This is a genomic window from Nocardioides deserti (assembly GCF_014266025.1).
GTDB lineage: Bacteria > Actinomycetota > Actinomycetes > Propionibacteriales > Nocardioidaceae > Nocardioides > Nocardioides deserti.
Genome location: NZ_JACMYC010000004.1, coordinates 344,066 through 368,177 on the forward strand (window position 1 = coordinate 344,066; position 24,112 = coordinate 368,177).

The following is a 24,112-nucleotide window of genomic DNA, read 5'->3' on the forward strand; positions in this document are numbered from 1 at the left end:
TGGTCCCCGGCTGGTCCCCGGCTTGGGTCCACCGGGGGTCCCGCGACTGCCGCGTCCGGGGGTGTCCTGACGTAGGCTGGGCCCGTGAGCCAGATCGGATTCGGGACCGGCACCGCCGTCGACGAGAGGGTCCGCGAGGACCAGCGCACCGTCCCCACCGACGACGGTGACCACGAGCGCTTCTCGCACTACGTCGAGAAGGACAAGCTCACCGAGGCGATGGTGATGGGCACGCCCGTCGTCGCGCTCTGCGGCAAGGTGTGGGTGCCCAGCCGCGCCCCGGAGAAGTTCCCGGTCTGCCCCGAGTGCAAGGAAGCCTGGGAGAGCATGCGCGACGAGTCGGGCGACGAGTGACCGGACGGCAGGACCGTCCGACCGCCCGCCGCACCGCCTCCGACGAGACCGAGCTCGACCTCTCGCTGACGCCCGCGCTCAGCCCCGCCTGGCCCGAGCGCGCCGCGTGGGGCACCGCTCCGTCGCTGCGTGCCTGGCAGCAGGCGGCGATGACGAAGTACTTCACCGACCAGCCGCGCGACTTCCTCGCGGTCGCCACCCCGGGGGCGGGCAAGACGACCTTCGCGCTGTCGGTGGCCTCCGAGCTGCTCGGCCGCCGCATCGTCGACCGGATCATCGTCGTCGCGCCGACCGAGCACCTCAAGCTCCAGTGGGCCGAGGCCGCCGCCCGCGCCGGCATCCCGATCGACCCGACGTACGCCGCCGGCAAGGGCAAGACCTCCGCCGACTACGTCGGGGTCGCGGTGACGTACGCCGGCGTGGCGGTCAACCCGCTGGCGATGCGCATCCGCGCCGAGCGGTTCAAGACGCTGGTCATCCTCGACGAGGTCCACCACGCGGGCGACGCGCTGTCGTGGGGCGAGGGCGTCCGCGAGGCGTTCGAGCCCGCGGCGCGGCGCCTGGCGCTGACCGGCACGCCGTTCCGCTCCGACATCAACCCGATCCCGTTCGTCACCTACGCGCCCGGGCCCGACGGCGTACCGCGCTCGGTGGCCGACTACACCTACGGCTACGCCCACGCGCTGGCCGACCACGTCGTGCGGCCGGTGCTGTTCATGGCGTACTCCGGCGACATGACGTGGCGCACCCGCGCCGGCGACGAGGTCTCCGCGCGGCTCGGCGAGCCGCTGACCAAGGACCTGACCAACCAGGCGCTGCGCACCGCGCTCGACCCGCAGGGCTCGTGGATGCCGTCGGTGCTGGCCGCGGCCGACAAGCGGCTCTCGGAGGTGCGTCGCCACGTGCCCGACGCCGGCGGCCTGGTCATCGCCACCGACCAGGACAGCGCCCGCGCGTACGCCAAGCTGCTCAAGCAGATCAGCGGCGAGTCCCCGACGGTCGTGCTGTCCGACGAGAAGCTGGCGTCGAAGAAGATCTCGGCCTTCACCGACAGCGACGACCGGTGGATGGTCGCGGTCCGGATGGTCTCCGAGGGCGTCGACGTGCCGCGGCTGGCGGTCGGCGTCTACGCGACGACCACCTCGACGCCGCTGTTCTTCGCCCAGGCGGTCGGTCGCTTCGTGCGTGCCCGGGCCAAGGGGGAGACCGCGTCGGTGTTCCTGCCGTCGGTGCCCTCGCTGCTCGGGTTCGCCTCGGAGATGGAGGTCGAGCGCGACCACGTGCTGGGGCGCAAGGTCACCGACGAGGGCGACATCTTCGCCGCCGAGGACGAGCTGCTCGCGCGGGCGAACGAGAGCGAGGCCGCCTCGGCCGAGCTCGAGATGTCCTTCGAGGCGCTCGGCTCGGAGGCCCGTTTCGACCGCGTGCTCTTCGACGGCGGCGAGTGGGGCCACGCCGGCGAGGTGCAGGTCGGCTCGGAGGAGGAGATGGACTTCCTCGGCATCCCCGGCCTGCTCGAGCCCGACCAGATGCGCGAGCTGCTGCGCCAGCGGCAGAGCGACCGGGCGCGCAAGCAGAAGGCCGTCGCCACCCCCGCCGAGGCCGCCGGCGACTCCGTCGCCCAGCTGAGCACCCACGAGCAGCTGGCCGTGCTCCGCCGCGAGCTCAACGGCCTGGTCGCCGCCTGGCACCACCGCACCGGCCAGGCGCACGGCATCACCCACGCCGCGCTGCGCAAGGAGTGCGGCGGACCGGCCGCCGCCGTCGCCAACGCCGAGCAGCTGCACGCCCGGATCGACCGGATCCGCGAGTGGGCGGCCACGCGCAAGTCGTCCTGATCCGGCTCGGCTGGTGGTCGGGGCGGGTCGCGGGCTGCGGGGCTCGGGGCCGGTCCACTTCGGCGCAATTGCGCGGAGATGGACGTGCGCAAGCGCTTGCCCACGACCAATGCCGCGCAATTGAACGATCGTCGACGCCCCGACCACCCGCCCCGGTCCGCGCCCACCCGGCCGGACGCAGCCCGCGTGAGGCGGGTGTCCCTAGGCTGCACCCGTGCCGGCCGAGACCTCCCAGACGCTCGACCGTGGGCTGCGGCTGCTGAGCCTGCTCGCCGCCGCACCGGACGGGCTGACGGTGACCGAGGCCGCCGGCGCGCTGGACGTGCCGCGCACCGTGGCGTACCGCCTGGTCAGCACCCTCGAGCAGCACGCGCTGGTACGCCGTGACGGCCGCGGCCGGCTCCACGTCGGCCTCGGGGTGCTGCACCTCGCGTCGGCGGTGCAGCCGGTGCTGCGCGACCTCGCCGGGCCCGTCCTCCGCTCGCTCGCCGAGGCCGTCGGCTGCACCGCGCACCTGACCGTCGCGGAGGGGGAGGAGGGGCTGGCGCTCGCCGTGGTGGAGCCGTCGTGGACCGACTTCCACGTCGGCTACCGGGTCGGCTCCCGCCACCCGCTCGGCCAGGGTGCCGCCGGCCGGGCGGTCCTGCTCGGCCGCGACCGCGACCCCGAACGTCCCGCCTGGTGCACGACGGCGGGCGAGCTCCAGGCCGGTGCCCGCGGGCTCGCCGCGCCCGTGCTCGACGTGGACGGCATCGAGGCCAGCGTCGGCATCGTCACCCTCGGTGACCTCGACGCCGACCGGGTCGGCCCCCGCGTCGTCGACGCCGCGCACGAGGTCGCCGAGCGACTCCGGTCGGCCTAGCCGTGAGGTTCATCGGGGCCCCGGTGAAGGTGACGGTGCCCCGATGGAGTTTCGTCGGCGCACCGTGAGGTCCATCGGCTCCCCGATGAACCTCACGACCGCCCGGCCGCCTGCAGCGCGAGCGGAAGCGTCCGGTACGCCACCTGGGTGGCCAGCGCGATCGTGGTCGAGCAGCGGACGACAGCGTCGGAGGCGAGGACGGCGTCGATGACCCGCTGGAGGTCGGTGTTGGAGCGGGCGACGACGCGGGCGACCAGGTCGCCGGCGCCGGTCACGGTGTGCGCCTCGAGCACCTCCGGGATGGTCGCCAGGTGGGCGGCGACCGCGTCGTGGCCGCCGGTCCCGTCCGCGACGGTCGCCTGGCGGATCTCCAGCGTCAGGAACGCCGTGACCGGGTAGCCGAGCGCCGCCGGGTCCAGCTCCGGCCCCCACCCGGTCACGACACCGCGGGCGACCAGCTTGTCGAGCCGGGCCTGGACGGTGCCGCGCGCGACCCCGAGCCGGCGCGACGCCTCGAGCACGCCGACCCGCGGCTCGTCGTGCAGCAGGGCGAGCAACCTGCCGTCCAGCTCGTCCATCGGCGCTCCTTCGACTGAGCAAGTTGTCCAGCGTGCCGAAACACCATTGCACAGGTTGCGTGACCTGGCCCACCCTGCGGACATGACGACGACCCAGGACCCGACCCGTGACGCCGGGACGACCGGCGGCGCCCTCACCGCCGACGAGCTCAAGGCCGACCTGACCCTGGACCAGCTGCGCGAGCTGGTCGGGCTGGTGGAGTACGACGCCAGCCGCGACCCGTTCCCGGTCACCGGCATGGACGCGATCGGCTTCGTCGTGGGCAACGCCACGCAGGCGGCCGCGTTCTACCAGCTCGCCTTCGGCATGGACCTCGAGGCGTACCGCGGCCCCGAGACCGGCTGTCGCGACAGCAAGTCCTACGTCCTGCGCTCGGGCAGCGCGCGGTTCGTCCTGACCGGTGGCGTGACGCCCGACAGCCCGGTCCTCGACCACCACCGGCGCCACGGTGACGGCGTCGTCGACCTGGCGCTCGAGGTGCCCGACGTCGACGCGTGCATCGAGCACGCCCGGTCCGCCGGCGCGACGGTGCTGGTCGAGCCGCACGACGAGTCCGACGAGCACGGCACCGTGCGGACGGCCGCGATCGCGACGTACGGCGAGACCCGCCACACGCTCGTCGACCGCTCGCGGTACGCCGGCCCCTACCTGCCCGGGTACGTCGCCCGCACCTCGTCGCTCGTGCGCCCCGCCGACCACCCGAAGCGGCTCTTCCAGGCCGTCGACCACTGCGTCGGCAACGTCGAGCTCGGCCGGATGGACGAGTGGGTGGAGTTCTACCACCGGGTCATGGGCTTCTCGAACATGGCGGAGTTCATCGGCGACGACATCGCCACCGACTACTCCGCGCTGATGTCGAAGGTCGTCGCGAGCGGCAACCACCGGGTGAAGTTCCCGCTCAACGAGCCGGCGGTCGCCCGCAAGAAGTCCCAGATCGACGAGTACCTCGAGTTCTACGACGGCGCCGGCTGCCAGCACATCGCGCTCGCGACCAACGACATCCTGCGCACCGTCGACGTCATGCGCGCCAACGGCGTGGAGTTCCTCGCCACCCCCGACTCCTACTACGACGACCCCGAGCTGCGGGAGCGGATCGGCCAGGTGCGGGTGCCGATCGAAGAGCTCAAGGCGCGGCGGATCCTGGTCGACCGCGACGAGGACGGCTACCTGCTGCAGATCTTCACCAAGCCGGTCGGCGACCGGCCGACGGTGTTCTACGAGCTCATCGAGCGGCACGGCTCGCTCGGGTTCGGCAAGGGCAACTTCAAGGCGCTCTTCGAGGCGATCGAGCGCGAGCAGGAGGCCCGCGGCAACCTGTGACCTGCGGCAGGATGGCCGCGTGCCGACGTACCTCGCCTTCCTCCGCGCCATCAACCTGGGCGCCAAGCGCAAGTTCCCGAAGGACCGGATCGTCGCCGCGGTGGAGGGGCTCGGCTGGACCGACGTGCGCACGCACATCAACACCGGCAACGTCCGCTTCGACTGCCCGCTCGAGTCACGGGCGGAGGTCGAGGCGGCGCTGGAGGAGGCGTTCCGCACGGAGGCCGGCTTCGAGGTGCCGACGATCGTGCTGACTCCGGCGGAGCTGCGTGAGGTCGCCGAGCAGGCGGCGGCGTACGGCCACGAGGGCAACCACTACGTCTCGTTCCTCAAGGACGAGCCGCCGCCCGAGGCGGTGCGCGCGCTCGAGGAGCGCAGCACCGCCGACGCGGTCGCGAGGGTCGGCAGCCGGGCGGTGCACCTGATGCTGGGGGAGAGCTACCGCGGCGCCAGCCTGACCAACGCGACCGTCGAGAAACGGCTCGGCGTCGCCACCAACCGCAACCTCACCGTGGTCCGGGCGCTGGTCGAGAAGTGGTGCTCCTGAGCGCTGCCGGGCAGGTCAGCCGACCGCCTCCACGGCCCTGCTCGGGTCGGGTGCGCTCGCCCGCGGCAGGGAGCGCACCGAGCGCGACAGCAAGGTCGCCAGCGAGAGCAGGAGGTACGCCGCGCCCGCCGTGACCAGGACGGCGCGCATGCCGAAGGCCTCGGCCAGCGGACCGAACGTCAGCTGGCCGATGGGCATCGCGACGAACGAGCCGAGCATGTCGTAGGAGTAGGCGCGCGAGAGCATCTCCTCGGGCACGTTCTCCTGCATCGCGAGGTTCCAGCCGAGGCCGAAGATCTCCACGCCCATGCCGGCGACGACGGCCGCGAGCATGATCGGAAACGTCTGCGGCACCGCGCCCATGACCAGGATCGGCAGCCCGAAGAACGCCACGCCCACCATGCCGACCAGCAGCGGCCGTTGCAGCGTCACCCGCATCAGGACCAGCGTCATCACGAGCAGTCCGACGGCCTGGGCGGAGACGATCAGGCCCCAGCCGTGCTCGCCGATGTCGCTGTCCTTCGCGAGCACCGGCCCGAGGGTGTTGAACGCACCCTCGTGGATCCCGTTGGTGACCGAGAAGACCAGCACGACCACCCACAGCCAGGTGGTCGAGCGGAAGAACGTCCAGCCCTCCCGGAGCTCGCCGAGCACCGACGGCGTGACGCCGTGGCGGGTGCGCGCCGGGATCCGCACCGGCAGCAGCATGACCGCCGCGACCAGCCAGGCCGCGGCGTCCACCGCCAGCGCCCAGCCCGGGCCGACGGTGACGACCAGCCCGGCGGCGACGGTCGGGCCGAGGATGAGCATCGTGCTGCGCGTCATCGACACCAGCACGTTCGCCGCCTGCAGCTGGTCACGGGGGACCAGCTGCGGGACGAGACCGGCGAGAGCCGGCAGGTTGACCGCCGAGACCGTGCCGTTGACGGCGGAGAGCACGACGAAGTGCCACAGCTCGGCCTGGCCGGCCAGCAGGAGCGCGGCGAGCAGGCCCTGGCTGAGCCCGGAGGCGACGTTCGCGCCCTGGATGACGAGCGTCCGGCCCACCCGGTCGGCGATGACGCCGCCGGCGAGCATGAAGACGACCATCGGGATCGAGTGCGCGGCGAGCACCACGCCGAGGTCGCCGGCGGAGTCGCTGACCTCCAGCACGGCGAACGCCAGCGCGATCGGCGCCATCGTCGTGCCGGACAGGTTGACCAGGCGGGAGAGGAAGTACCACCGGAAGTTGCGCTCCCGCAGCGGCGCCAGCGCGCTGTGCCGCGCCACGGTGCTCACGGCTCCATCCCGAACGCCGCGATGGTCAGCGCGACCTTGCGGGTGCCCTCGCTCCGCGGCGGGCGCGCCTCCTCGTGGACCAGCTCGGCCGCCCGCTGGACGAGCGTCATCGCCTCGGCCCAGGCCTCCTCGCTGACCCACAGCTCGGCGTCGCAGAGCTGGGCCCGGTCCTTCGTGCGGTCCTCCCAGCGGCGTACCAGCTCCTGGCCCATCGCCCGCACCTCGATGTCCCGGGGCGCCCCCGCGGGCTTCAGGCCCTCGCGCCAGGGGTGCCGGTAGCGCTTGGCCGTGCCGCCGCGCACCCGCTCCTCGCCGGCCACGACCACCTCACCGGCGCGGGCCAGCACACGCAGGTGGTACGACGCGTTGGCGTGCGTGATGTCGAGCTCGCGCGCCACCTCGGCCGCGCTCAGCTCCGCACCCGTCAGCAGCGACAGCATCCGCAGCCGCAGGGGGTGCGCGGTCGCCCGCAGGGCCTGCACCGGCTCGTCCATCCGACCTCCCAAAGACTCGTTGGGGAGTCTGCCGCTGGTCGGTCGCCACCGTCAAGTGGTTGTTGGGGAGTTGGTGGCGGTGGTCGCTTGCAACGCGCTGTCCGACCAACGACCGCGCCGTTCGAACGGCGCGGTAGTTGTCACGACGGCGCGTTACAAGCAGCTACCGGCGGGGGCTACTCGCCGCGGAAGACCGGCGGACGACGCTCGGCGAAGGCCACGACACCCTCGACGACGTCGGCGGTGCGCAGCAGCACGGACTGGCCGGACTTCTCGCGCTCGAGGGCGGCGTCGAGCTGGGTGAGGGTGGCGGCGTTGACGGCCTTCTTGCTGGCGGCCAGCGCGAGCGGCGGGCCGGCAGCGAGCCGCGCGACGAGCGCGTCGACCTCCTCGGCGAACGACGCGTCGGGCGCGAGGTGGCTGACCAGCCCGATGTCGTACGCCGTGCGGGCCGGCAGCGGTTCGGCGAGCAGCGCCATCCGCATCGCCCGGGCCCGGCCGATCGCGGCCGCGACGGTCGCGGAGGCGCCGCCGTCGACCATCAGCCCGACGTTGGCGAACGGCAGCAGGAACGACGCCGACTCGGCCGCGACGACCAGGTCGCACGCGAGTGCCGCCGAGCAGCTGACGCCGGCGGCGACGCCGTTGACCGCGGCGACGACCGGCTTGTCGCAGGTGGTGATCGCGCGGATCCACCGGTTCGCGGTGTCCATGGAGGTGTCGTCGATCGTGTACTTCCCGGAGATGTCCGCGCCGGTGCTGAACGCCCGCCCGGTGCCAGCCAGCACGACCACCCGCACGTCGTCGCGGGCGGTCGCCCGCTCGATCTCCGTCGCCATGAGCGCCGGCATGTCGGGCGTCAGGGCGTTGAGCGCGCGCGGCCGGTCCATGGTCAGCCGCAGCACGCCGTCGGTGAGGTCGACGTGCACCTCGGGCGACCCCTGCCGGGGCGCCTCAGGCAACCTCGACACCCGCCTCGCGCAGCTCGACGAGCGCGGCCTCGGTGGTGGCCGGCGCGACGCCGGCGCACAGGTCGAGCAGCACCCGCGTGGCGAACCCGGCCGCGGCGGCGTCGAGCGCCGTGGCGCGCACGCAGTGGTCGGTGGCGATGCCGCAGACGTCGACCTCGGTGACCCCGCGGGCGCGCAGCCAGTCGGCGAGCGTGGAGCCGTCCTCGGCGAGGCCCTCGAAGCCGGAGTACGCCGCGGCGTGCTCACCCTTGCGGAAGACCGCCTCGAACGGCGCCGGGTCCAGCTCGGGATGGAAGTCCTCGCCGGCGGTGCCGACCTCGCAGTGCCGGGGCCAGGAGTGCACGAAGTCCGGGTCGTCGGACCAGTGGTCGCCGGGATCGCGGTGGTGGTCCTTGGTGGCGACGACATGGGCCCAGTCGGCGGCCCGGTCGCGCAGCAGCGCGGTCACGTCGCGGGCGACCTGCGCCCCACCGGTCACGGGCAGCGAGCCGCCCTCGCAGAAGTCGTTCTGGACGTCGACGACGAGGAGTGCGCGAGCCATGCGGCGAGGCTAGTCCAGCGGGTCGGCCCGAGTCAGTCCAGGCGGATCGTCGGGATCACGGGCTCCCCGCGCGACATCTGCTGGGCGGCCAGCGGCAGCTCGCCGCGCGAGCGCAGGTGGCGCTCGCGCGCGGCCTCGAGCGGCTCTCGGCCGACGACCTCGCCGTCGCGCACGAGCGGGACGAGCAGCTCGCGGTCGTCGCCGTCGTTCTCGGGCACGCGGCCGGTGCCGACCACCTCCGCCTCGGCGGTGCCGCGGCTGTCGAGACGGCGCAGGGCGTACTTGCGGCCGCCGTACGACGCCTTGTCGGCGCTCTTCTTCGCCACCGGCACCGTCGCGCCGCCCTCGCCCTCGCGGGCCACGAGCTTGTAGACGAACCCGCTGGTCGGGTGTCCCGAGCCGGTCACCAGCTGGGTGCCGACGCCGTACCCGTCGACCGGCGCCGCGGCCAGCGCCGCGATGGCGTACTCGTCCAGGTCGCTCGTCACGATGATCCGCGTGCCGGTCGCGCCGAGCGAGTCGAGCTGGCCGCGCACCTCCGACGCGAGCGACCCGAGGTCGCCGGAGTCCAGCCGCACCGCGCCGAGGCCGGTCCCCGCCACCTCGACGCCGACCCGCACGGCCTCGGCGATGTCGTAGGTGTCGACGAGCAGCGTCGTGCCCTCGCCGAGCGAGGCGACCTGGGCGCGGAACGCGTCGGTCTCGGTGTCGTGCAGCAGCGTGAAGCTGTGCGCCGACGTGCCCGAGGTGGGTACGCCGTACCGCTGCCGCGCCGCGAGGTTCGAGGTCCCGGCGAAGCCGGCGACGTACGCCGCCCGCGCCGCCGCCACCGCCGCCTCCTCGTGGGTGCGCCGCGAGCCCATCTCCACGCACGGCCGCTCGCAGGAGACCATCGTCATCCGCGAGGCGGCCGACGCGATCGCGGAGTCGTGGTTGTAGATCGACAGCAGCACGGTCTCCAGCAGCACCGCCTCGGCGAAGGTCGACTCCACCACCACCAGCGGCGAGTGCGGGAAGTACACCTCGCCCTCCGGGTAGCCCCAGACGTCGCCGGAGAAGCGGTACGACGCCAGCCACTCGCGCGTCGGCTCGTCGACGACGTCCTCGAGCGCCGCGAGCACCTCGTCGTCGAAGCGGAACGCCTCGATCGCGTCCAGCGCGCGGCCCACGCCGGCCACCACGCCGTACCGCCGGCCCTCCGGCAGGCGGCGCGGGAACAGCTCGAAGACCGACCGGCGTCCGGCCGTGCCGGCGGCCAGCGCCGCCTGCAGCATCGTCAGCTCGTAGTGGTCGGTGAGGAGCGCGGTCGATGCCGTGGTGGTGGGTGCCGTCGTGGAGGTCACAGGGACAAGAGTGCCCACATCGCTGTGACACCATGGAGGCGTGTCCGCCGCCAGTCCTGTCGAGGTCGAGCCGACCACCACCCCCGACGAGGTCACGTTCCTGGCCAAGCCGTGGGTGACGATCGTCTGGAACGACCCGGTCAACCTGATGTCGTACGTGACCTACGTCTTCCAGAAGTACTTCGGCTACGACAAGCGCAAGGCCGAGAAGCTGATGATGGAGGTCCACGAGGACGGCAAGTCCGTCGTCAGCTCGGGGACCCGCGAGGAGATGGAGCGCGACGTGCAGGCGATGCACGAGTACGGCCTCTGGGCGACGATGGACCGCTCCGAGTGAGCGGCTTCGCGCGGCACCGCCGCAGCGGCCGGGTCATCGCCAACTTCACCGGCTTCGAGGCCGACCTGCTGCGCTCGCTCGCTTCCCAGCTGGTCGAGCTGCTGCGCAACGAGGCGGCCGCGCCGACCGACGGCGCGGACCCGTTCGAGGCGATGATGGACTTCAGCGGCCCCACGACCGAGCCGGAGGACCCGGTGCTCGCGCGCCTGTTCCCCACGGCGTACCGCGACGACGCCGAGGCCGCCTCGGAGTTCCGCCGCTACACCGAGGGCGCCCTGCGCGACGGCAAGGCCCGCGCCGCGGCGACGATCATCGACGGCCTCGAGGAGGCCGGGCTGCCCGCCGAGCTGACCGAGGACGGGCTGATGATCGACGTCGAGCTCGACGAGCCGACCGCCGAGACCTGGATGCGCTCCTTCACCGACGTCCGGCTCGCGCTGGCCACCCGGCTCGGCGTCGAGGACGGCGACGAGGACTACTGGCACGGCCTCCCCGACGACGACCCCCGCGCCCAGGCGCACGACATCTACGAGTGGGTCGGCTACCTCCAGGAGACGCTCGTCGAGGCGTTGAGCGCGCGGCGCTGACCACCGCGCCGCTCGAGGTGGGAGACTCGGCGCCGTGCCGATCCCGTCGTTCGTCGCCGAGCTCCGCGAGCTGGTCGGCACCCGGGAGCTGTGGCTGCCCGCGGTGACGGCGGTCGTACGCCGCGGGGACGACGTCCTGCTGACCGAGCGCGTCGACAACGGCCGTTGGGCGCCGGTGACCGGGATCGTCGACCCCGGCGAGGAGCCGGCCGTCGCGGCCCGGCGCGAGGCGCTCGAGGAGGCCGGGGTCGAGATCTCGGTGGACCGGCTCGCCGCGGTGAGCGTGAGCCCGAGGATCACCCACCCCAACGGCGACCGCGGGGTCTACCTCGACCTGACCTTCGCCTGCTCGTGGGTCGCCGGTGAGCCGCACGCCGCCGACGACGAGAACACCGACGTCCGCTGGTGGCCGCTCGCCGACCTCCCGCCGATGGAGGACCACATGCTCGCCCGGATCGACGCCGGCCTCGCCGACGAGGTCGCCGCGCGGTTCCTCACCTGAGCCCGTCGTCGGGGTAGTAACGGTCGGAAACGTCCGTGACTACCCCGGCGAAGGACAAGAACGTCCGTTACTACCCCGGAGTCGGTCCGAGGAGGGCCGCGAGCCGCTCAGACGACGCCGAGCGACAGCATGGCGTCGGCGACCTGGAGGAACGAGGAGATGTTGGCGCCGGCGACGTAGTTGCCGGGGGTGCCGTACTCGTCGGCGGCGGAGGCGCAGCGCTCGTGGACGCCGACCATGATGTCGCGCAGCCGCTCCTCGGTGTGGGCGAAGGACCAGGAGTCGCGGGAGGCGTTCTGCTGCATCTCCAGCGCGCTGGTGGCGACGCCGCCGGCGTTGGCCGCCTTGCCGGGGGCGAAGAGGACGCCCTTCTCCTGGAAGACGCGGGTGGCGTCGGGGGTGCAGGGCATGTTCGCGCCCTCCGCCACGGCGAGCACGCCGTTGGTGACGAGCGCCTGCGCGGCGGCGGCGTCGAGCTCGTTCTGGGTCGCGCAAGGCAGCGCCACCTCGCACGGCACGTCCCAGACGCGGCCGCCGGCGACGTACGACGCGTCGGGTCGCTGGTCGGCGTAGGCCGAGAGGCGCGCCCGGTCGACCTCCTTGACCTGCTTGAGCAGCGCGATGTCGAGGCCGGCCTCGTCGACGACGTACCCGGAGGAGTCCGAGCACGCGACGACGTGGGCGCCGAGCTCGGCGGCCTTCTGCGCGGCGTAGATCGCGACGTTGCCCGAGCCGGAGACGATCACCCGGCGGCCGGACAGCGAGCGGTTGCTCAGACGCAGCATCTCCTCGGTGAAGAAGACGGTGCCGTAGCCGGTGGCCTCGGTGCGCACCTGCGAGCCGCCGTAGGAGAGGCCCTTGCCGGTCAGCACGCCGGACTCGTAGCGGTTGGTGATCCGCTTGTACTGCCCGAAGAGGTAGCCGATCTCGCGGCCGCCGACGCCGATGTCGCCGGCGGGGACGTCGGTGTACTCGCCGAGGTGGCGGTAGAGCTCGGTCATCAGCGACTGGCAGAAGCGCATGACCTCCGCGTCGCTGCGGCCCTTGGGGTCGAAGTCCGAGCCGCCCTTGCCGCCGCCGATGGGCATGCCGGTCAGCGCGTTCTTGAAGATCTGCTCGAATCCGAGGAACTTCACGATGCCGAGGTAGACCGACGGGTGGAACCGCAGGCCGCCCTTGTAGGGACCGAGCGCGGAGTTGAACTCGACGCGGAAGGCGCGGTTGATCTGGACCCGGCCCTGGTCGTCGGTCCACGGCACGCGGAAGATCAGCTGACGCTCGGGCTCGCAGAGCCGCTCGATGACGGCCTCGTCGACGTAGTGCTGGTGCTTGCGCACGACCGGGCCGAGCGACTCCAGCACCTCCAGCACCGCCTGGTGGAACTCGCCCTCGCCGGGGTTCCGGGCGAGGACCGTCTCGAAGTGCGGCTGGAGGATCGGGTCCAGGGTTTCCATGGGGAGAAGCCTAAGGAAGGCTCGGGACGGTCCGGGGACCGGGCACGGTGTCCGGCATGCGGACGGCCCGCCTAGGCTGGGCGCGTGCTCACCATCGACCAGGCGACGTACGACGCCATCGTCCGGCACGCCAAGCGCGACCACCCCGACGAGGCCTGCGGCATCGTGGCCGGCCCGGAGGGCAGCGACCGGCCCGAACGGGTCGTGGAGATGGTGAACGCGGCGGGGAGCCCGACGTTCTACGAGTTCGACTCCACCGAGCTGCTCGAGCTCTACAAGCAGATGTGGGACCGCGACGAGGAGCCGGTCGTGATCTACCACTCGCACACCGCCACCGAGGCCTACCCGAGCCGCACCGACATCGGCCTGGCCAGCGAGCCCGGCGCTCACTACGTGCTCGTCAGCACGCGCGAGCACGGGAATAACGCGGGCCCGGTGGAGTTCAGGTCCTACAGGATCGTCGACGGCGAGGTGACCGAGGAAGAGGTCACCGTCGTCCCGGCACTGCCCGGCGCCTGACCCGAGCCTGACCAGCGCAGCGCCCGGTCCCGCACCACAGACCAGCACCAGACCAGCACCGACGAGGAGTCCGAGAAGCCATGGCCATCGAGGTCCGTATCCCGACCATCCTGCGCACCTACACCGACGGCGAGAAGGCCGTGACCGGCGAGGGTGGCAGCCTGAGCGCGCTGATCGACGACCTGGAGGCGAACCACCCCGGCATCAAGGACCGCCTCATCGACAACGGCGACCTGCGCCGCTTCGTCAACGTCTACATCAACGACGAGGACGTCCGCTTCATCGGCGGCCTCGAGGCCCAGCTCTCCGACGGCGACCAGGTCGTCGTCCTGCCGGCCGTCGCCGGTGGTTGCTGACCCGACGCCTCCCGTGCGGCGGCGGTACGGTGCTCCGATGGTGAGCGCCTGATGACCGACCGCCGCACGTTCGTCCTCGTCGACGGCGAGAACATCGACGCCACGCTCGGCAACTCTCTCCTCGGCCGCCGGCCGCTGCCTGAGGAGCGCCCCCGCTGGGAGCGCGTGACGGCGTACGCCGAGCAGCTGTGGGGGCAGCCCGTCACCGGGTTGTTCTTCCTCAACGCCTCCAACGGGACGCTCCCGAGCAGCTTCGTGCAGGCGCTGCTCGCGCTGGACTACCGCCCCGTCCCGCTGTCCGGCCGGGCCGACGAGAAGGTCGTCGACATCGGCATCCAGCGCACGCTGGACGCGCTGGTCCAGCGTGCCGACGACGTGCTGCTCGTCAGCCACGACGCCGACTTCGCCGAGCACCTCTCCCGGCTGCTCTCCGAGAGCGCCTACAAGCGTCGCGTCGGGCTGGTGGCGCTCCGGGAGTACGCCAGCGCGCAGTTCGACCAGCTCGGCATCGAGCTCCACGACCTCGAGGACGACGTGCGGGCGTTCAACGTGCCGCTGCCGCGCGTGCGGATCATCCCGCTCGACGAGTTCGACCCCGAGCGCTTCCTGCGCTGAGACCCGACCGTCAGACCCCGAAGGGCACTGCGACGACCATGCGCTACGACAACCTGCTCGCCTCCGTCGGCGGCACTCCGCTCGTCGGCCTGCCCCGGCTCAGCCCGAGTCCGGACGTGCGTCTGTGGGCGAAGCTCGAGGACCGCAACCCGACCGGGTCGATCAAGGACCGGCCGGCGCTGCGGATGATCGAGCAGGCCGAGGCCGACGGCACGTTGCGTCCCGGCTGCACGATCCTCGAGCCGACGTCGGGCAACACCGGCATCTCGCTGGCGATGGCCGCCAAGCTCAAGGGCTACCGGATCGTCTGCGTGATGCCCGAGAACACCTCCGAGGAGCGGCGCCAGCTGCTGCGGATGTGGGGCGCGGAGATCGTGTCGTCACCGGCCGCGGGCGGGTCCAACGAGGCCGTCCGCGTCGCCAAGCGGGTGGCCGACGAGCACCCCGACTGGGTGATGCTCTACCAGTACGGCAACGCCGCGAACGCCCTCGCCCACGAGGAGGGCACCGGCCCCGAGCTGCTCGCCGACCTGCCGGAGATCACCCACTTCGTCGCGGGGCTCGGCACCACCGGCACCCTGATGGGGGTCAGCCGGTTCTTCCGGAAGGCGAAGCCGGAGGTGCGGATCGTGGCGGCCGAGCCGCGGTACGGCGAGCTGGTCTACGGCCTGCGCAACCTCGACGAGGGGTTCGTGCCGGAGCTGTACGACGCCGACCTGATCGACTCCCGCTTCTCGGTCGGCCCGCGCGACGCCGTACGCCGCGTGCGCGAGCTGCTCGAGCTCGAGGGCATCTTCGCGGGCGTCTCGACCGGCGCGATCCTGCACGCCGCGCTCGGCCAGGCCGCGAAGGCCGTCAAGGCGGGCGAGTCCGCCGACATCGCGTTCGTGGTCTGCGACGGGGGCTGGAAGTACCTCTCCACCGGCGCCTACGAGGGCACCGTCGACGAGGCCGAGGACCGGCTCGAGGGCCAGCTGTGGGCCTGAGGTCGGGCCTGCCCCGGCTGCTGGCCGCGCTGCTGCTCGGCCTCGGCCTGCTCGTCGCGACGCCGGCCACGGCGGCCGCCGAGCCGGCGCCGACCCAGTCGCCGCTGGTCAAGGGCGAGCCGGTCTTCGGCGAGCGGCTCGTCGCGGGCGCGGGCCGGTGGGACACCACCGACCTCACGTTCGGCTACCAGTGGCTGCGAGCCGCCGAGCCGGTCCCCGGTGCCACCGGCCGCACCTACGACCTCGGCCTCGACGACCTGGGCCGCCGGATCAGCGTCGAGGTGACGGCCACCGACAGCGCCGGGTACTCGACCACCGTGCGGTCCGAGCCCACCGAGCGCGTACGCCGCGCGCCGCTGCAGGTGCGCACCGCACCGGGGGTCGCCGGGGTGACCCGCTTCGGGCGCACGGTCCGCGTCACGCTCGGCGACGTGCGCCCCGCGCCGCGGGTGCAGCGCGTCCGCTGGCGCGTCGGCGGGAAGCTGGTCGCGGGGGAGCGCGGCCGCACCTACCGGCTGCGCCCCGGCGACGTCGGCCGCAACGTCCGCGCCGACGTCAGGCTGACCGCGCCCGGCCACACGACCGTGCGGCTGCGCACCGCTCCGCGGCGGGTCGAGCACCGCGTCGGGGTCCGTCGGACGGTCACCTACTCCGTGCAGACCCGCGGGCGGATCACCACCAGCCTGGCGACGTTCCGCCGGCAGGCGCAGGAGACCTACGCCGACGCGCGCGGCTGGCGCGGCGGGGGCGTCCGGTTCGTGCCGGTCCGCCGCGGCGGGTCGTTCACCCTGGTGCTCGCCGCCGCCGGCGAGGTGCCGACGTTCCACCCGATCTGCAGTGCCCAGTGGAGCTGCCGGGTCGGCCGCTACGTCGTCATCAACCAGGAGCGGTGGAAGCACGCCTCGCCGGCCTGGAACGCCGCTCGCGGCGCGCTGCGCGACTACCGCCACATGGTCGTCAACCACGAGACCGGCCACTGGCTCGGCCGCGGCCACGCGTCCTGCGGCGGCGCCGGCCAGCTCGCCCCCGTCATGCAGCAGCAGTCCAAGGGTCTCGGCGGCTGCCGGTTCAACCCCTGGCCGACGGTCCGCGAGCTGCGCTAGCGCTGGGCCCGTCGGACCGCCTCGGCGGTCAGTCCGCGACGACGTCCAGCGGGTCGTCGACGCCGAGCTCGCTCCCCGGCACCGGGCCGAGCCCGAGCAGGCCGGTCACCACGTTGGCGAGGTCGCCGTTGCGGACGGGCTGGCTGCCGGCGTACGACGTGCGCGAGCGGCCGGGCGCCCGGCGGTCGGGGTTGAGCGCGTAGAGGTCCGCGGGCGCGATGCCTGGACCCCACACCAGGAACGGCACCCGGAAGTCGGCGTACCGCGTCGGGTCGAAGTGGTCCTTGCCCTTGCCGCCGTGGTCGGCGGTGAGCACGACCACGACCTCCCGCCGGAGCCCCGGGTCGGCCTCGACCGCCCGCACGAGCCTCGCGATGAGGGAGTCGGTCGCCGCGACGGCCTCGAGGTAGGGCCCGGTCATGAAGCCGTGCTCGTGCCCGGCGACGTCGGGGGTGGCGAGGTGGACGAAGGTCAGCGCCCGGTCCTCGCGGCGCAGGTCGCGACGGGCCGCCTTGACCAGGGCAAGCGGGTCCTCGTCGTACGTCAGGTCGGTCACGCCCGCCGGCCAGGAGCGGTCGAAGAGCGTGAACTTGTCCTTGCCGGTGAACACCGACGACTCGCCCCCGGCGGCGTGGACGACGCTGAAGACCGACGCCACCCCGTGGCCGGCTGCGCGCTGGACGGTCGTGCCGGGGCGGTGGGAGTTCCAGGTGATGCCGTGACCGCCGCGGCTCGCGTCGACCCGGCGGCCGGTGACCATGCCGGTGTGGTTGGGCAGCGTCAGGGTCAGCTCGCGCGCGGTGCGGGCGTTCCGGGTCGACGCGCCCTCGGCGAGCAGCCGGTGGAGCGCCGGCGTGCGGCCACGGCCCAGCCGGCCGAGCGCCGACGGGTTGAGACCGTCCACCGAGATCGCCAGCACGCGGCGGTCGGCCGGGACCTCGCGCGTGGCCGCGGACGCCCGGGCCGCGGTGGCCGACGCGTCCGCCGACGCGTCACCCGGCGACGTACCGGCCGGGGTGGAGGTGCAGGCGAGCGAGGCAAGCGCGGTCAGCGCGGCGGCAACGAGGGGGGTACGGCGCACGCACCCACGCTAACCCGCGTGTGACGTGGCTCGACGCGACGTGACGCTGCTCAAGAGTCCGTGCCAATCGAGGGCGGTTGCGCTTACCGTTGCGTCCGTGCCGCTCGTGTCCGCTCCCGCCGCCGTCCCCGGCGCCCGGGTCACCGCGGGCGGACGTCTCGGGGGAGGACGCGCGTGAGGCTCACGGTCATCGGCTGTTCCGGGTCCTACCCGGGACCCACGTCGCCGGCCAGCTGCTACCTGCTCGAGGCCGAGCACGACGACGGAACCGGCTCCCGCACCTGGCGGGTGCTCGTGGACCTCGGCAGCGGCGCGCTCGGCCCGCTGCACAGCGTCGCCGACCCGCTCGCGATCGACGCGGTGCTGCTCAGCCACCTGCACGCCGACCACTGCCTCGACCTGTGCGGCTACCACGTGCTGCGGCGCTACCACCCCGACGGTCCGCAGCGCCGGATCCCGGTGCACGGCCCCGAGGGCACCGCGGACCGGATGGCCCGCGCCTACGACCTGCCGCTGGACCCCGGCATGCGCGAGGAGTTCGACTTCGTGGTCTGGGACGGGCCGGTCCGGATCGGGCCGTTCGCCGTCGACCCCGTCCCGGTCGCCCACCCGGTGCCGGCCTTCGGCCTGCGGATCGAGGCCGACGGCGCCGTGCTCGCCTACAGCGGCGACACCGGCCCGTGCGAAGGGCTCGACCGGCTGGCTGCCGACGCCGACCTGTTCCTCGCCGAGGCATCCTTCGAGGAGGGCCAGGACAACCCCGAGGACCTGCATCTCACCGGTGCCGACTGCGGCACCACCGCCACCCGCGCCCGCGCCCGCCGGCTCGTCCTCACCCACGTCCCGCCCTGGCACGACCCCGCCGTCGTCCTCGCCGAGGCCACCGCGGTGTACGACGGCCCCCTCGAGCTCGCCCGCCCCGGCGCGGTCTACGAGCTCGGCTCCTGAGCCAGCCCCTGCGCGTCGACAGCTCGCGCTCCCGGGCCATCCCATCTCGGCGTCTCGATCCCGGGCGTCCGGGCGTCAACGATCGTTCAATTGCTGGGGAGTAGCAGTCGGAAGCGCTTCCACCCCGCAACAACCGCTCAATTGAACGATCGTGTGCGCCCGGGACCCCGTCGGGCGGCCGTGGACATCAGGGGTCCGGGCAAGCCGCGGGTCGCCGGACCCCGAGGGACCAGGCGACGCTCAGGCCAACCCGGCGTCGTGGACGCAGATGGCGATCTGCACGCGGTTCGTGACGACGAGCTTCTCGAACAGCCGCGACACGTGCGCCTTGACGGTCGGCACGGACAGGTGCAGCTCGCGGGCGATCTCGGCGTTGCTGAGGCCGCGGCCGACGGCGAGCGCCACCTCGCGCTCGCGGTCGGTCAGCGACGAGAGCCGGCGCTCCGCGCGGGCCGCCCGGTCGTCGGCCGGGTCGGCGTGGTCGGCGCGCAGCCGGTCGATGAGGGTGCGGGTGACCGAGGGGGAGAGCATCGGCTCGCCGTCGGCGACCTTGCGCAGTGCCTCGACGATCCGGGCGGGGGGAGTGTCCTTGAGCAGGAACCCGTCCGCGCCGGCGGCGAGCGCCTGCACCACGTGCTCGTCGGCGTCGAACGTCGTCAGCACGATCACCCGCGGCGGCTCCGGGAGTCGGTGCAGCCGTCGGGTCGCCTCGAGCCCGTCGAGCACCGGCATCCGGATGTCCATGAGCACGACGTCGGGACGCAGCCGCTCGACGAGCGCCACGCCCTCCTGGCCGTCGCCGGCCTCGCCGACCACCTCGAGGTCGGCCTGCCCGCCCAGCATGAGCGACAGCGCCGACCGGACGATCGGGTCGTCGTCCACCACCAGCACCCGCACGGGAGCAGGGAGACCTGTGGTCATGCCGTCCACGGCAACCACCCGTGCAGCACGAATGCCCCGCCGTCGCGACGGTGCTCGAGCCGGCCACCGCGCAGCGCGGCCCGCTCCGACAGCCCCACCAGCCCGAGGCCGGCGCCGGGCGTGACGGCCACTCCGAAGCCGAGCGGGTTGCACAGCGTCACGGCGACGCCCTCCTCCGGCGACCCGGCCAGCTCGATGGTCAGCAGGGCCCCCGGCGCGTGCTTGCGGGCGTTCGTGATCCCCTCCTGGACGATCCGGTAGACGGTGCGGCCGACCACGTCGGGCACCGGCCCGGCGCTGTCGTCCACCCGGTCGACGTGCTCGACGTGGAGCCCCGCCTCCCGCGCCTCGGCCACCAGCCGCGGGACGTCGTCGTACGTCGGCTGGGGCGCGTGCACCACCTCGCCGGTGTCCTCGTCGCGGAGCACGCCGAGCACCCCGCGCAGGTCGGTGAGCGCCTCGTGCGCCTTGGCCTGGATGACCGCGGCGCTGGCCCGCATCTCCTCGGCGGTCAGGTCCTCGCGGAACCCCAGCGCGCCGGCGTGCAGCGAGATCTGGGAGATCCGGTGCGCGAGGACGTCGTGCATCTCGCGGGCGATCCGCGCCCGCTCGGTCGCCCGGGCCCGGTCCGCGCGGAGCTCCTGCTCGGCCTCGGCGCGCTCGGCCCGGGCCCGCAGCGTCCACAGCAGCTCGCGGCGCGAGCCGACGTACATGCCCCACCCGATGCACGCCGCCAGCACCACGACGTTGAGCGTGGTGAGCAGCCAAAGCGGGTCGGTGCTGCGGTCGTCCTGGGTCATCGTGAAGACCTGCGCGCCGGCGAGCCCGACGACGAAGACCGCCACCAGCTCCGGCCACCGCCGTCGCGTCGCCACCGAGACGGCGGCCAGCGTGGCGGGGCCGGCGGCGAGGCCCGAGACCGCGCCGAACGCGCTGAGCAGCAACGCCACGGCCAGCGGCCAGCGCCGCCGCTGGGTGACGAGCAGGCACGACAGCACGCCCAGGGTCACGTCGAGCCGGCCCAGCCACGGCGTCTCGCGCAGCTGGTCCTCCGCGATCGGCAGCCACACGGCCGCGCTCAGCGCCAGCACGGCGAGCAGCCGCCACGTCCGCCCCCAGGGCGTCAGCGGCGGCGCGACGTCGTCCTGGGTCGGCCGGTCCACGCCCGACAGGCTAGGGCCGCCCGCCGGCGTACCCCCAGCCTGCGCCGGTCGGCGCCGAACCCCTACTTAGGTCACCCCGGCACCGCCGCGCGTCCGGTGCGCGGAGCGGCCCGCGTCGGGCAGGGTGGGGGCATGATCAAGGTCGACCGACTGACCAGGACGTACGGCGGGTTCACCGCCGTCGACGACGTGAGCTTCACCTGCCAACCCGGCCGCGTGACCGGCTTCCTCGGGCCGAACGGCGCCGGGAAGACCACCACGATGCGGATCATGGTGGGCCTGACCCCGCCGACCCGCGGGACCGTGACGATCGGGGGGCTGGACTACCACGACATCCCGAACCCGGGCCGTCACGTGGGCGTGCTCCTCGACGCCGGTGCCCAGCACGCCGGCCGCACCGGCCGCGAGATCCTCACCCTCGGCGCGAAGACGATGGGCCTTCCCATGTCGCGCGTCGACGAGATGCTGGCGCTGGTGTCGCTGACCGACGCCGAGGCCAAGCGCCGGATGCGCAACTACTCCCTCGGCATGAAGCAGCGTCTCGGCATCGCCCACGCGCTGCTCGGCGACCCGTCGGTGCTCATCCTCGACGAGCCCGCCAACGGCCTCGACCCGGCCGGCATCCGCTGGATGCGCGACCTGCTCAAGGGCTACGCCAACCGCGGCGGCACCGTCCTGCTCTCCAGCCACCTGCTCAACGAGGTCGAGCTGGTCGCCGACGAGATGATCCTCATCGGCCGCGGCAAGATCGTCGCGCAGGGGGACAAGGCGTCGCTGCTCGCCCAGTCGGGCCCCGCGGCCGCGCTGGTCACCTCCCTCGACAACGAGCGCCTGGCCGGCGCCCTGCAGGCCAAGGGGTACGCCGCCGCGCCGGCCGGCTCCGGGCTGCGCGTCGATGCGGAGCCCGCCGAGGTCGGCCGCGCCGCGCTCGAGGCCGGCGTCGTGCTGACGGACCTGCGCAGCGGCGCCCGCGGCCTCGAGGACCTCTTCCTCGAGCTCACCGCCGGCACCCAGCGCGAGGGCCACCCCGAGGCCGCGACCCAGCTCCAGGAAGGAGCCCAGGCATGAGCACCACCACCCCCTCGTCCTCCGCCGCCGGACCCTCGATGACCCTCGACGTCTCCGGCACGCCGAAGGTGCCGTTCACCCGCTTGGTCGGGGTCGAGCTGCGCAAGATCTACGACACCCGCGCCGGCCGGTGGCTGCTCGGCGCGATCGTGCTGATCACCGCGGCGATCATGACGATCTTCTTCTTCGCCGCCGACGGTCCCGACCGGACGTTCGGCAACTTCATCGGCATCTCGGCCACCCCGCAGGGCTTCCTGCTGCCGGTGCTCGGCATCCTGCTGGTCACCAGCGAGTGGAGCCAGCGCACGGCGATGGTGACCTTCTCGCTGGAGCCCGCGCGCACCAAGGTGATCGCCGCCAAGACGGTCGCCGCGCTGATCTTCGGTCTCGCGGCGTTCGTCGCCGCGCTCGTGGTCGCGGCGGTCTGCACGGTCCTCGGCGGGGCCGAGGGCGGCTTCGACGACCTCGAGACCAAGCTGTTCGCGCTCTTCCTGGCCCTCCAGCTGCTGACCATCCTCCAGGGTCTGGCCTACGGCTTGATCCTGCTCAACACCCCGGCCGCGATCGTGACGTTCTTCGTGCTGCCGATCGCCTCGAGCATCGTGTTCAGCCTGGTCTCGGCGCTGCGCGACCTCGCGCCGTGGCTGGACCTCGGCACGGCGCAGGAGCCGCTCTTCAGCAGCTTCGGGGGCGCCGGGCTGACCGGTGAGCAGTACGCCCAGCTCGGCACCACCACGCTGATCTGGATCGTCGTCCCGTTCGTGCTCGGTTGGATCCGCGTGCTGCGGGCCGAGGTCAAGTAGCACCCGGCTGCCCGGGGCCCGCCCCGGCTCCCCGACGTCGGCCCGGCCCTCTAGCGTGGTCCCCATGACACGCGAAGACGGCCGGGCCGACGACGAGCTGCGCCCGATCAAGATCACCCGCGGGTGGCTGGACCACGCCGCCGGCTCGGTGCTAGTGGAGTTCGGGAAGACCCGGGTGCTGTGCGCCGCGTCGGCCTCGGAGGGCGTGCCACGCTGGCGCAAGGGCTCCGGCCTCGGCTGGGTCACCGCGGAGTACGCCATGCTCCCCGCCGCCACCAACACCCGCTCGGACCGCGAGTCGGTCAAGGGTCGCATCGGCGGCCGCACCCATGAGATCAGCCGGCTCATCGGCCGCTCGCTGCGCGCCGTCATCGACTACCGGGCGCTCGGCGAGAACACCATCGTCCTCGACTGCGACGTCCTCCAGGCCGACGGCGGCACGCGCACCGCCGCGATCACCGGTGCGTACGTCGCCCTGGCCGACGCCGTCGCGTCCCTCAAGGCCTCCGGGGCGCTCGCCGCCTCCGCCCAGCCGCTCACCGGCTCGGTCGCCGCGGTCAGCGTCGGCATCATCGACGGCGTCCCGCGCCTCGACCTGCCCTACGTCGAGGACGTCCGCGCCGAGACCGACATGAACGTCGTCATGACCGGCGACGGGAAGTTCGTCGAGGTCCAGGGCACCGCCGAGGGCGCCGCCTTCGACCGCTCCGAGCTCGACGCGCTCCTCGGGCTGGCCGAGAAGGGCTGCGCCGACCTCACCCGGATGCAGCAGGAGGCGCTCCGCGTTGGTTGAGCCTGTGGAAACCAAGGTGTTCCTCGCCTCGCGCAACGCCAAGAAGCTCGCCGAGATGGAGCGGATCCTCCGCGAGCACGCTCCCGACGTCGAGGTGGTCGGCCTCGACGACGTCACGGCGTACGACGAGCCGGTCGAGGACCAGTCGACCTTCGAGGGCAACGCGCTGCTCAAGGCCCGCGCGGGCGCGGCGGCCACCGGGTTGCCCGCGCTGGCCGACGACTCGGGCCTGTGCGTCGACGCGCTCAACGGGATGCCGGGCGTGCTGTCGGCGCGGTGGTCGGGCAAGCCGAAGGACGACGCCCGCAACAACCGGCTGCTGCTCGAGCAGCTCGAGGACGTCCCCGACGAGCGGCGTACCGCCCACTTCGCCTGCGCGATCGCCTTCGTCCACCCCGACGGCACCGAGCTGGTCGTGCACGGCCGGATGGACGGGCACGTCATCCGCGAGCAGCGGGGCAGCGGCGGCTTCGGGTACGACGTCCTCTTCGTCGCCGACGAGCACGCCGCCCCCGGGCTGACCTCCGCCGAGCTCGACCCGGCCGCGAAGGACGCCGTCTCCCACCGCGGCCGCGCCCTGAGGGAGATCGCCCCGCTCGTGGCCCGCGCGCTCCACATGTAACGCGCCGTCCGTCGGTCTACCGCGCCGTCCGCACAGGTAACGCGCCGTCCGACCGACTACCGCGCCATCCGTACAGCTACCGCGCCGCTCGAACGGCGCGGTAGTTGTACGGACAGCGCGTTACATG

At 73.3% G+C, this 24,112-nt stretch carries 28 protein-coding genes; 18 read left to right on the forward strand and 10 right to left on the reverse strand.

Annotated elements, in window-relative coordinates:
- Nucleotides 1-84: 84 nt before the first annotated feature.
- The 3 genes from H7344_RS09560 (at nucleotide 85) to H7344_RS09570 (ending at nucleotide 3,054) form a co-directional block, all read left to right on the forward strand.
- Entirely contained in the window at nucleotides 85-354 is a 270-nt protein-coding gene (locus H7344_RS09560; protein ID WP_186345776.1) for a DUF3039 domain-containing protein, read from the forward strand.
- Between the two features lie 149 nt (nucleotides 355-503).
- A complete protein-coding gene (locus H7344_RS09565) occupies nucleotides 504-2,192 on the forward strand; it encodes a DEAD/DEAH box helicase family protein (RefSeq protein WP_229706961.1) in 1,689 nt (562 codons plus the stop codon).
- 214 nt (nucleotides 2,193-2,406) lie between these two features.
- On the forward strand, nucleotides 2,407-3,054 hold the full coding sequence (locus H7344_RS09570) for an IclR family transcriptional regulator (RefSeq protein WP_186345777.1): 648 nt from the start codon (nucleotides 2,407-2,409) through the stop codon (nucleotides 3,052-3,054).
- Between the two features lie 92 nt (nucleotides 3,055-3,146).
- Here H7344_RS09570 and H7344_RS09575 read toward each other — a convergent pair whose 3' ends face one another.
- Entirely contained in the window at nucleotides 3,147-3,632 is a 486-nt protein-coding gene (locus tag H7344_RS09575) for an Lrp/AsnC family transcriptional regulator (protein ID WP_186345778.1), read from the reverse strand.
- Nucleotides 3,633-3,714: 82 nt separating this feature from the next.
- Between H7344_RS09575 and hppD the strand changes: the two genes are divergently transcribed.
- Nucleotides 3,715-4,953, forward strand: a complete 1,239-nt coding sequence (gene hppD / locus H7344_RS09580) for a 4-hydroxyphenylpyruvate dioxygenase (RefSeq protein ID WP_186345779.1) — start codon at nucleotides 3,715-3,717, stop codon at nucleotides 4,951-4,953.
- Nucleotides 4,954-4,972: 19 nt separating this feature from the next.
- The gene (locus H7344_RS09585; RefSeq protein WP_186345780.1) at nucleotides 4,973-5,500 is read left to right on the forward strand and encodes a DUF1697 domain-containing protein; all 528 of its coding nucleotides are present in this window, start codon (nucleotides 4,973-4,975) and stop codon (nucleotides 5,498-5,500) included.
- 15 nt (nucleotides 5,501-5,515) lie between these two features.
- Here the strand turns inward: H7344_RS09585 and H7344_RS09590 are convergent, their stop codons facing one another.
- The 5 genes from H7344_RS09590 to H7344_RS09605 form a co-directional block, all read right to left on the reverse strand.
- The gene (locus H7344_RS09590) at nucleotides 5,516-6,778 is read right to left on the reverse strand and encodes an MFS transporter (protein ID WP_229706891.1); all 1,263 of its coding nucleotides are present in this window, start codon (nucleotides 6,776-6,778) and stop codon (nucleotides 5,516-5,518) included.
- Nucleotides 6,775-7,272, reverse strand: a complete 498-nt coding sequence (locus H7344_RS09595; RefSeq protein WP_186345781.1) for an ArsR/SmtB family transcription factor — start codon at nucleotides 7,270-7,272, stop codon at nucleotides 6,775-6,777. Before H7344_RS09595 ends, H7344_RS09590 begins: the two co-directional genes overlap by 4 nt.
- Nucleotides 7,273-7,448: 176 nt before the next feature.
- Nucleotides 7,449-8,234 (reverse strand): enoyl-CoA hydratase-related protein, encoded by a 786-nt coding sequence (locus H7344_RS20225; protein WP_229706890.1) that lies wholly within the window; start codon nucleotides 8,232-8,234, stop codon nucleotides 7,449-7,451.
- Nucleotides 8,227-8,784, reverse strand: a complete 558-nt coding sequence (locus H7344_RS20230) for an isochorismatase family protein (protein ID WP_222130442.1) — start codon at nucleotides 8,782-8,784, stop codon at nucleotides 8,227-8,229. Before H7344_RS20230 ends, H7344_RS20225 begins: the two co-directional genes overlap by 8 nt.
- 32 nt (nucleotides 8,785-8,816) lie before the next feature.
- Nucleotides 8,817-10,058 (reverse strand): nicotinate phosphoribosyltransferase, encoded by a 1,242-nt coding sequence (locus H7344_RS09605; RefSeq protein ID WP_229706960.1) that lies wholly within the window; start codon nucleotides 10,056-10,058, stop codon nucleotides 8,817-8,819.
- Nucleotides 10,059-10,167: 109 nt separating this feature from the next.
- On the opposite strand from H7344_RS09605, the gene clpS reads away from it, so the two are divergent.
- Genes clpS through H7344_RS09620 form a run of 3 tightly spaced genes read left to right on the forward strand, consistent with a single transcriptional unit; the run spans nucleotide 10,168 to nucleotide 11,553 of the window.
- Nucleotides 10,168-10,464 carry an ATP-dependent Clp protease adapter ClpS gene (clpS, locus tag H7344_RS09610; RefSeq protein ID WP_186345784.1) on the forward strand — a complete coding sequence of 99 codons (297 nt, stop codon included), beginning with the start codon at nucleotides 10,168-10,170 and terminating at the stop codon, nucleotides 10,462-10,464.
- Complete coding sequence (locus H7344_RS09615; RefSeq protein WP_186345785.1) at nucleotides 10,461-11,051, forward strand: DUF2017 domain-containing protein; 591 nt, start codon at nucleotides 10,461-10,463, stop codon at nucleotides 11,049-11,051. The genes clpS and H7344_RS09615 overlap by 4 nt, the downstream gene beginning before the upstream one ends.
- Nucleotides 11,052-11,085: 34 nt before the next feature.
- Nucleotides 11,086-11,553, forward strand: a complete 468-nt coding sequence (locus H7344_RS09620; RefSeq protein WP_186345786.1) for an NUDIX hydrolase — start codon at nucleotides 11,086-11,088, stop codon at nucleotides 11,551-11,553.
- A 107-nt stretch (nucleotides 11,554-11,660) separates the two neighbouring features.
- Here H7344_RS09620 and gdhA read toward each other — a convergent pair whose 3' ends face one another.
- Nucleotides 11,661-13,007 (reverse strand): NADP-specific glutamate dehydrogenase, encoded by a 1,347-nt coding sequence (gdhA, locus tag H7344_RS09625; protein ID WP_186345787.1) that lies wholly within the window; start codon nucleotides 13,005-13,007, stop codon nucleotides 11,661-11,663.
- Between the two features lie 84 nt (nucleotides 13,008-13,091).
- Between gdhA and H7344_RS09630 the strand changes: the two genes are divergently transcribed.
- From H7344_RS09630 to H7344_RS09650, 5 genes are all read left to right on the forward strand, one after another.
- Complete coding sequence (locus tag H7344_RS09630; protein WP_186345788.1) at nucleotides 13,092-13,526, forward strand: Mov34/MPN/PAD-1 family protein; 435 nt, start codon at nucleotides 13,092-13,094, stop codon at nucleotides 13,524-13,526.
- 80 nt (nucleotides 13,527-13,606) lie between these two features.
- Complete coding sequence (locus tag H7344_RS09635) at nucleotides 13,607-13,882, forward strand: MoaD/ThiS family protein (protein WP_186345789.1); 276 nt, start codon at nucleotides 13,607-13,609, stop codon at nucleotides 13,880-13,882.
- Nucleotides 13,883-13,933: 51 nt separating this feature from the next.
- Entirely contained in the window at nucleotides 13,934-14,497 is a 564-nt protein-coding gene (locus tag H7344_RS09640; RefSeq protein ID WP_186345790.1) for an NYN domain-containing protein, read from the forward strand.
- A 38-nt stretch (nucleotides 14,498-14,535) separates the two neighbouring features.
- Entirely contained in the window at nucleotides 14,536-15,483 is a 948-nt protein-coding gene (locus tag H7344_RS09645; RefSeq protein WP_186345791.1) for a PLP-dependent cysteine synthase family protein, read from the forward strand.
- Nucleotides 15,474-16,586: a DUF3152 domain-containing protein gene (locus H7344_RS09650; protein ID WP_186345792.1), complete on the forward strand. Its 1,113-nt coding sequence runs from the start codon at nucleotides 15,474-15,476 to the stop codon at nucleotides 16,584-16,586. The genes H7344_RS09645 and H7344_RS09650 overlap by 10 nt, the downstream gene beginning before the upstream one ends.
- Before the next feature lie 28 nt (nucleotides 16,587-16,614).
- On the opposite strand, the gene H7344_RS09655 is transcribed toward H7344_RS09650, so the two are convergent.
- Nucleotides 16,615-17,667, reverse strand: a complete 1,053-nt coding sequence (locus tag H7344_RS09655) for an alkaline phosphatase family protein (protein WP_186345793.1) — start codon at nucleotides 17,665-17,667, stop codon at nucleotides 16,615-16,617.
- A 174-nt stretch (nucleotides 17,668-17,841) separates the two neighbouring features.
- Here H7344_RS09655 and H7344_RS09660 point away from each other — a divergent pair, with 174 nt between their 5' ends.
- Nucleotides 17,842-18,615, forward strand: coding sequence for an MBL fold metallo-hydrolase (locus H7344_RS09660; protein WP_186345794.1), 774 nt, complete (start codon nucleotides 17,842-17,844; stop codon nucleotides 18,613-18,615).
- 240 nt (nucleotides 18,616-18,855) lie between these two features.
- On the opposite strand, the gene H7344_RS09665 is transcribed toward H7344_RS09660, so the two are convergent.
- Nucleotides 18,856-19,536, reverse strand: coding sequence for a response regulator (locus H7344_RS09665; protein WP_186345795.1), 681 nt, complete (start codon nucleotides 19,534-19,536; stop codon nucleotides 18,856-18,858).
- On the reverse strand, nucleotides 19,533-20,699 hold the full coding sequence (locus tag H7344_RS09670) for a sensor histidine kinase (protein ID WP_186345796.1): 1,167 nt from the start codon (nucleotides 20,697-20,699) through the stop codon (nucleotides 19,533-19,535). The genes H7344_RS09665 and H7344_RS09670 overlap by 4 nt, the downstream gene beginning before the upstream one ends.
- A gap of 132 nt (nucleotides 20,700-20,831) precedes the next feature.
- Between H7344_RS09670 and H7344_RS09675 the strand changes: the two genes are divergently transcribed.
- From H7344_RS09675 to rdgB, 4 genes are all read left to right on the forward strand, one after another.
- Nucleotides 20,832-21,767 carry an ABC transporter ATP-binding protein gene (locus H7344_RS09675; protein ID WP_186345797.1) on the forward strand — a complete coding sequence of 312 codons (936 nt, stop codon included), beginning with the start codon at nucleotides 20,832-20,834 and terminating at the stop codon, nucleotides 21,765-21,767.
- Nucleotides 21,764-22,570, forward strand: coding sequence for an ABC transporter permease (locus H7344_RS09680; protein WP_186345798.1), 807 nt, complete (start codon nucleotides 21,764-21,766; stop codon nucleotides 22,568-22,570). The genes H7344_RS09675 and H7344_RS09680 overlap by 4 nt, the downstream gene beginning before the upstream one ends.
- 64 nt (nucleotides 22,571-22,634) lie before the next feature.
- Nucleotides 22,635-23,363: a ribonuclease PH gene (gene rph / locus H7344_RS09685; RefSeq protein ID WP_186345799.1), complete on the forward strand. Its 729-nt coding sequence runs from the start codon at nucleotides 22,635-22,637 to the stop codon at nucleotides 23,361-23,363.
- A gap of 4 nt (nucleotides 23,364-23,367) precedes the next feature.
- The gene (gene rdgB, locus H7344_RS09690; protein ID WP_229706889.1) at nucleotides 23,368-23,985 is read left to right on the forward strand and encodes an RdgB/HAM1 family non-canonical purine NTP pyrophosphatase; all 618 of its coding nucleotides are present in this window, start codon (nucleotides 23,368-23,370) and stop codon (nucleotides 23,983-23,985) included.
- Nucleotides 23,986-24,112 lie beyond the last annotated feature (127 nt).

Excerpts from the sequence above, each read along its gene's own strand:
- H7344_RS09565 (WP_229706961.1), top strand. The coding sequence starts at position 504 with ATGACGAAGTACTTCACCGACCAGCCGCGCGACTTCCTCGCGGTCGCC.
- H7344_RS09575 (WP_186345778.1), bottom strand. The coding sequence starts at position 3,632 with ATGGACGAGCTGGACGGCAGGTTGCTCGCCCTGCTGCACGACGAGCCG.
- hppD (WP_186345779.1), top strand. The coding sequence starts at position 3,715 with ATGACGACGACCCAGGACCCGACCCGTGACGCCGGGACGACCGGCGGC.
- H7344_RS09595 (WP_186345781.1), bottom strand. The coding sequence starts at position 7,272 with ATGGACGAGCCGGTGCAGGCCCTGCGGGCGACCGCGCACCCCCTGCGG.
- H7344_RS20230 (WP_222130442.1), bottom strand. The coding sequence starts at position 8,784 with ATGGCTCGCGCACTCCTCGTCGTCGACGTCCAGAACGACTTCTGCGAG.
- H7344_RS09605 (WP_229706960.1), bottom strand. The coding sequence starts at position 10,058 with ATGCTGCAGGCGGCGCTGGCCGCCGGCACGGCCGGACGCCGGTCGGTC.
- gdhA (WP_186345787.1), bottom strand. The coding sequence starts at position 13,007 with ATGGAAACCCTGGACCCGATCCTCCAGCCGCACTTCGAGACGGTCCTC.
- H7344_RS09635 (WP_186345789.1), top strand. The coding sequence starts at position 13,607 with ATGGCCATCGAGGTCCGTATCCCGACCATCCTGCGCACCTACACCGAC.
- H7344_RS09640 (WP_186345790.1), top strand. The coding sequence starts at position 13,934 with ATGACCGACCGCCGCACGTTCGTCCTCGTCGACGGCGAGAACATCGAC.
- H7344_RS09645 (WP_186345791.1), top strand. The coding sequence starts at position 14,536 with ATGCGCTACGACAACCTGCTCGCCTCCGTCGGCGGCACTCCGCTCGTC.
- H7344_RS09665 (WP_186345795.1), bottom strand. The coding sequence starts at position 19,536 with ATGACCACAGGTCTCCCTGCTCCCGTGCGGGTGCTGGTGGTGGACGAC.
- H7344_RS09675 (WP_186345797.1), top strand. The coding sequence starts at position 20,832 with ATGATCAAGGTCGACCGACTGACCAGGACGTACGGCGGGTTCACCGCC.
- H7344_RS09680 (WP_186345798.1), top strand. The coding sequence starts at position 21,764 with ATGAGCACCACCACCCCCTCGTCCTCCGCCGCCGGACCCTCGATGACC.
- rph (WP_186345799.1), top strand. The coding sequence starts at position 22,635 with ATGACACGCGAAGACGGCCGGGCCGACGACGAGCTGCGCCCGATCAAG.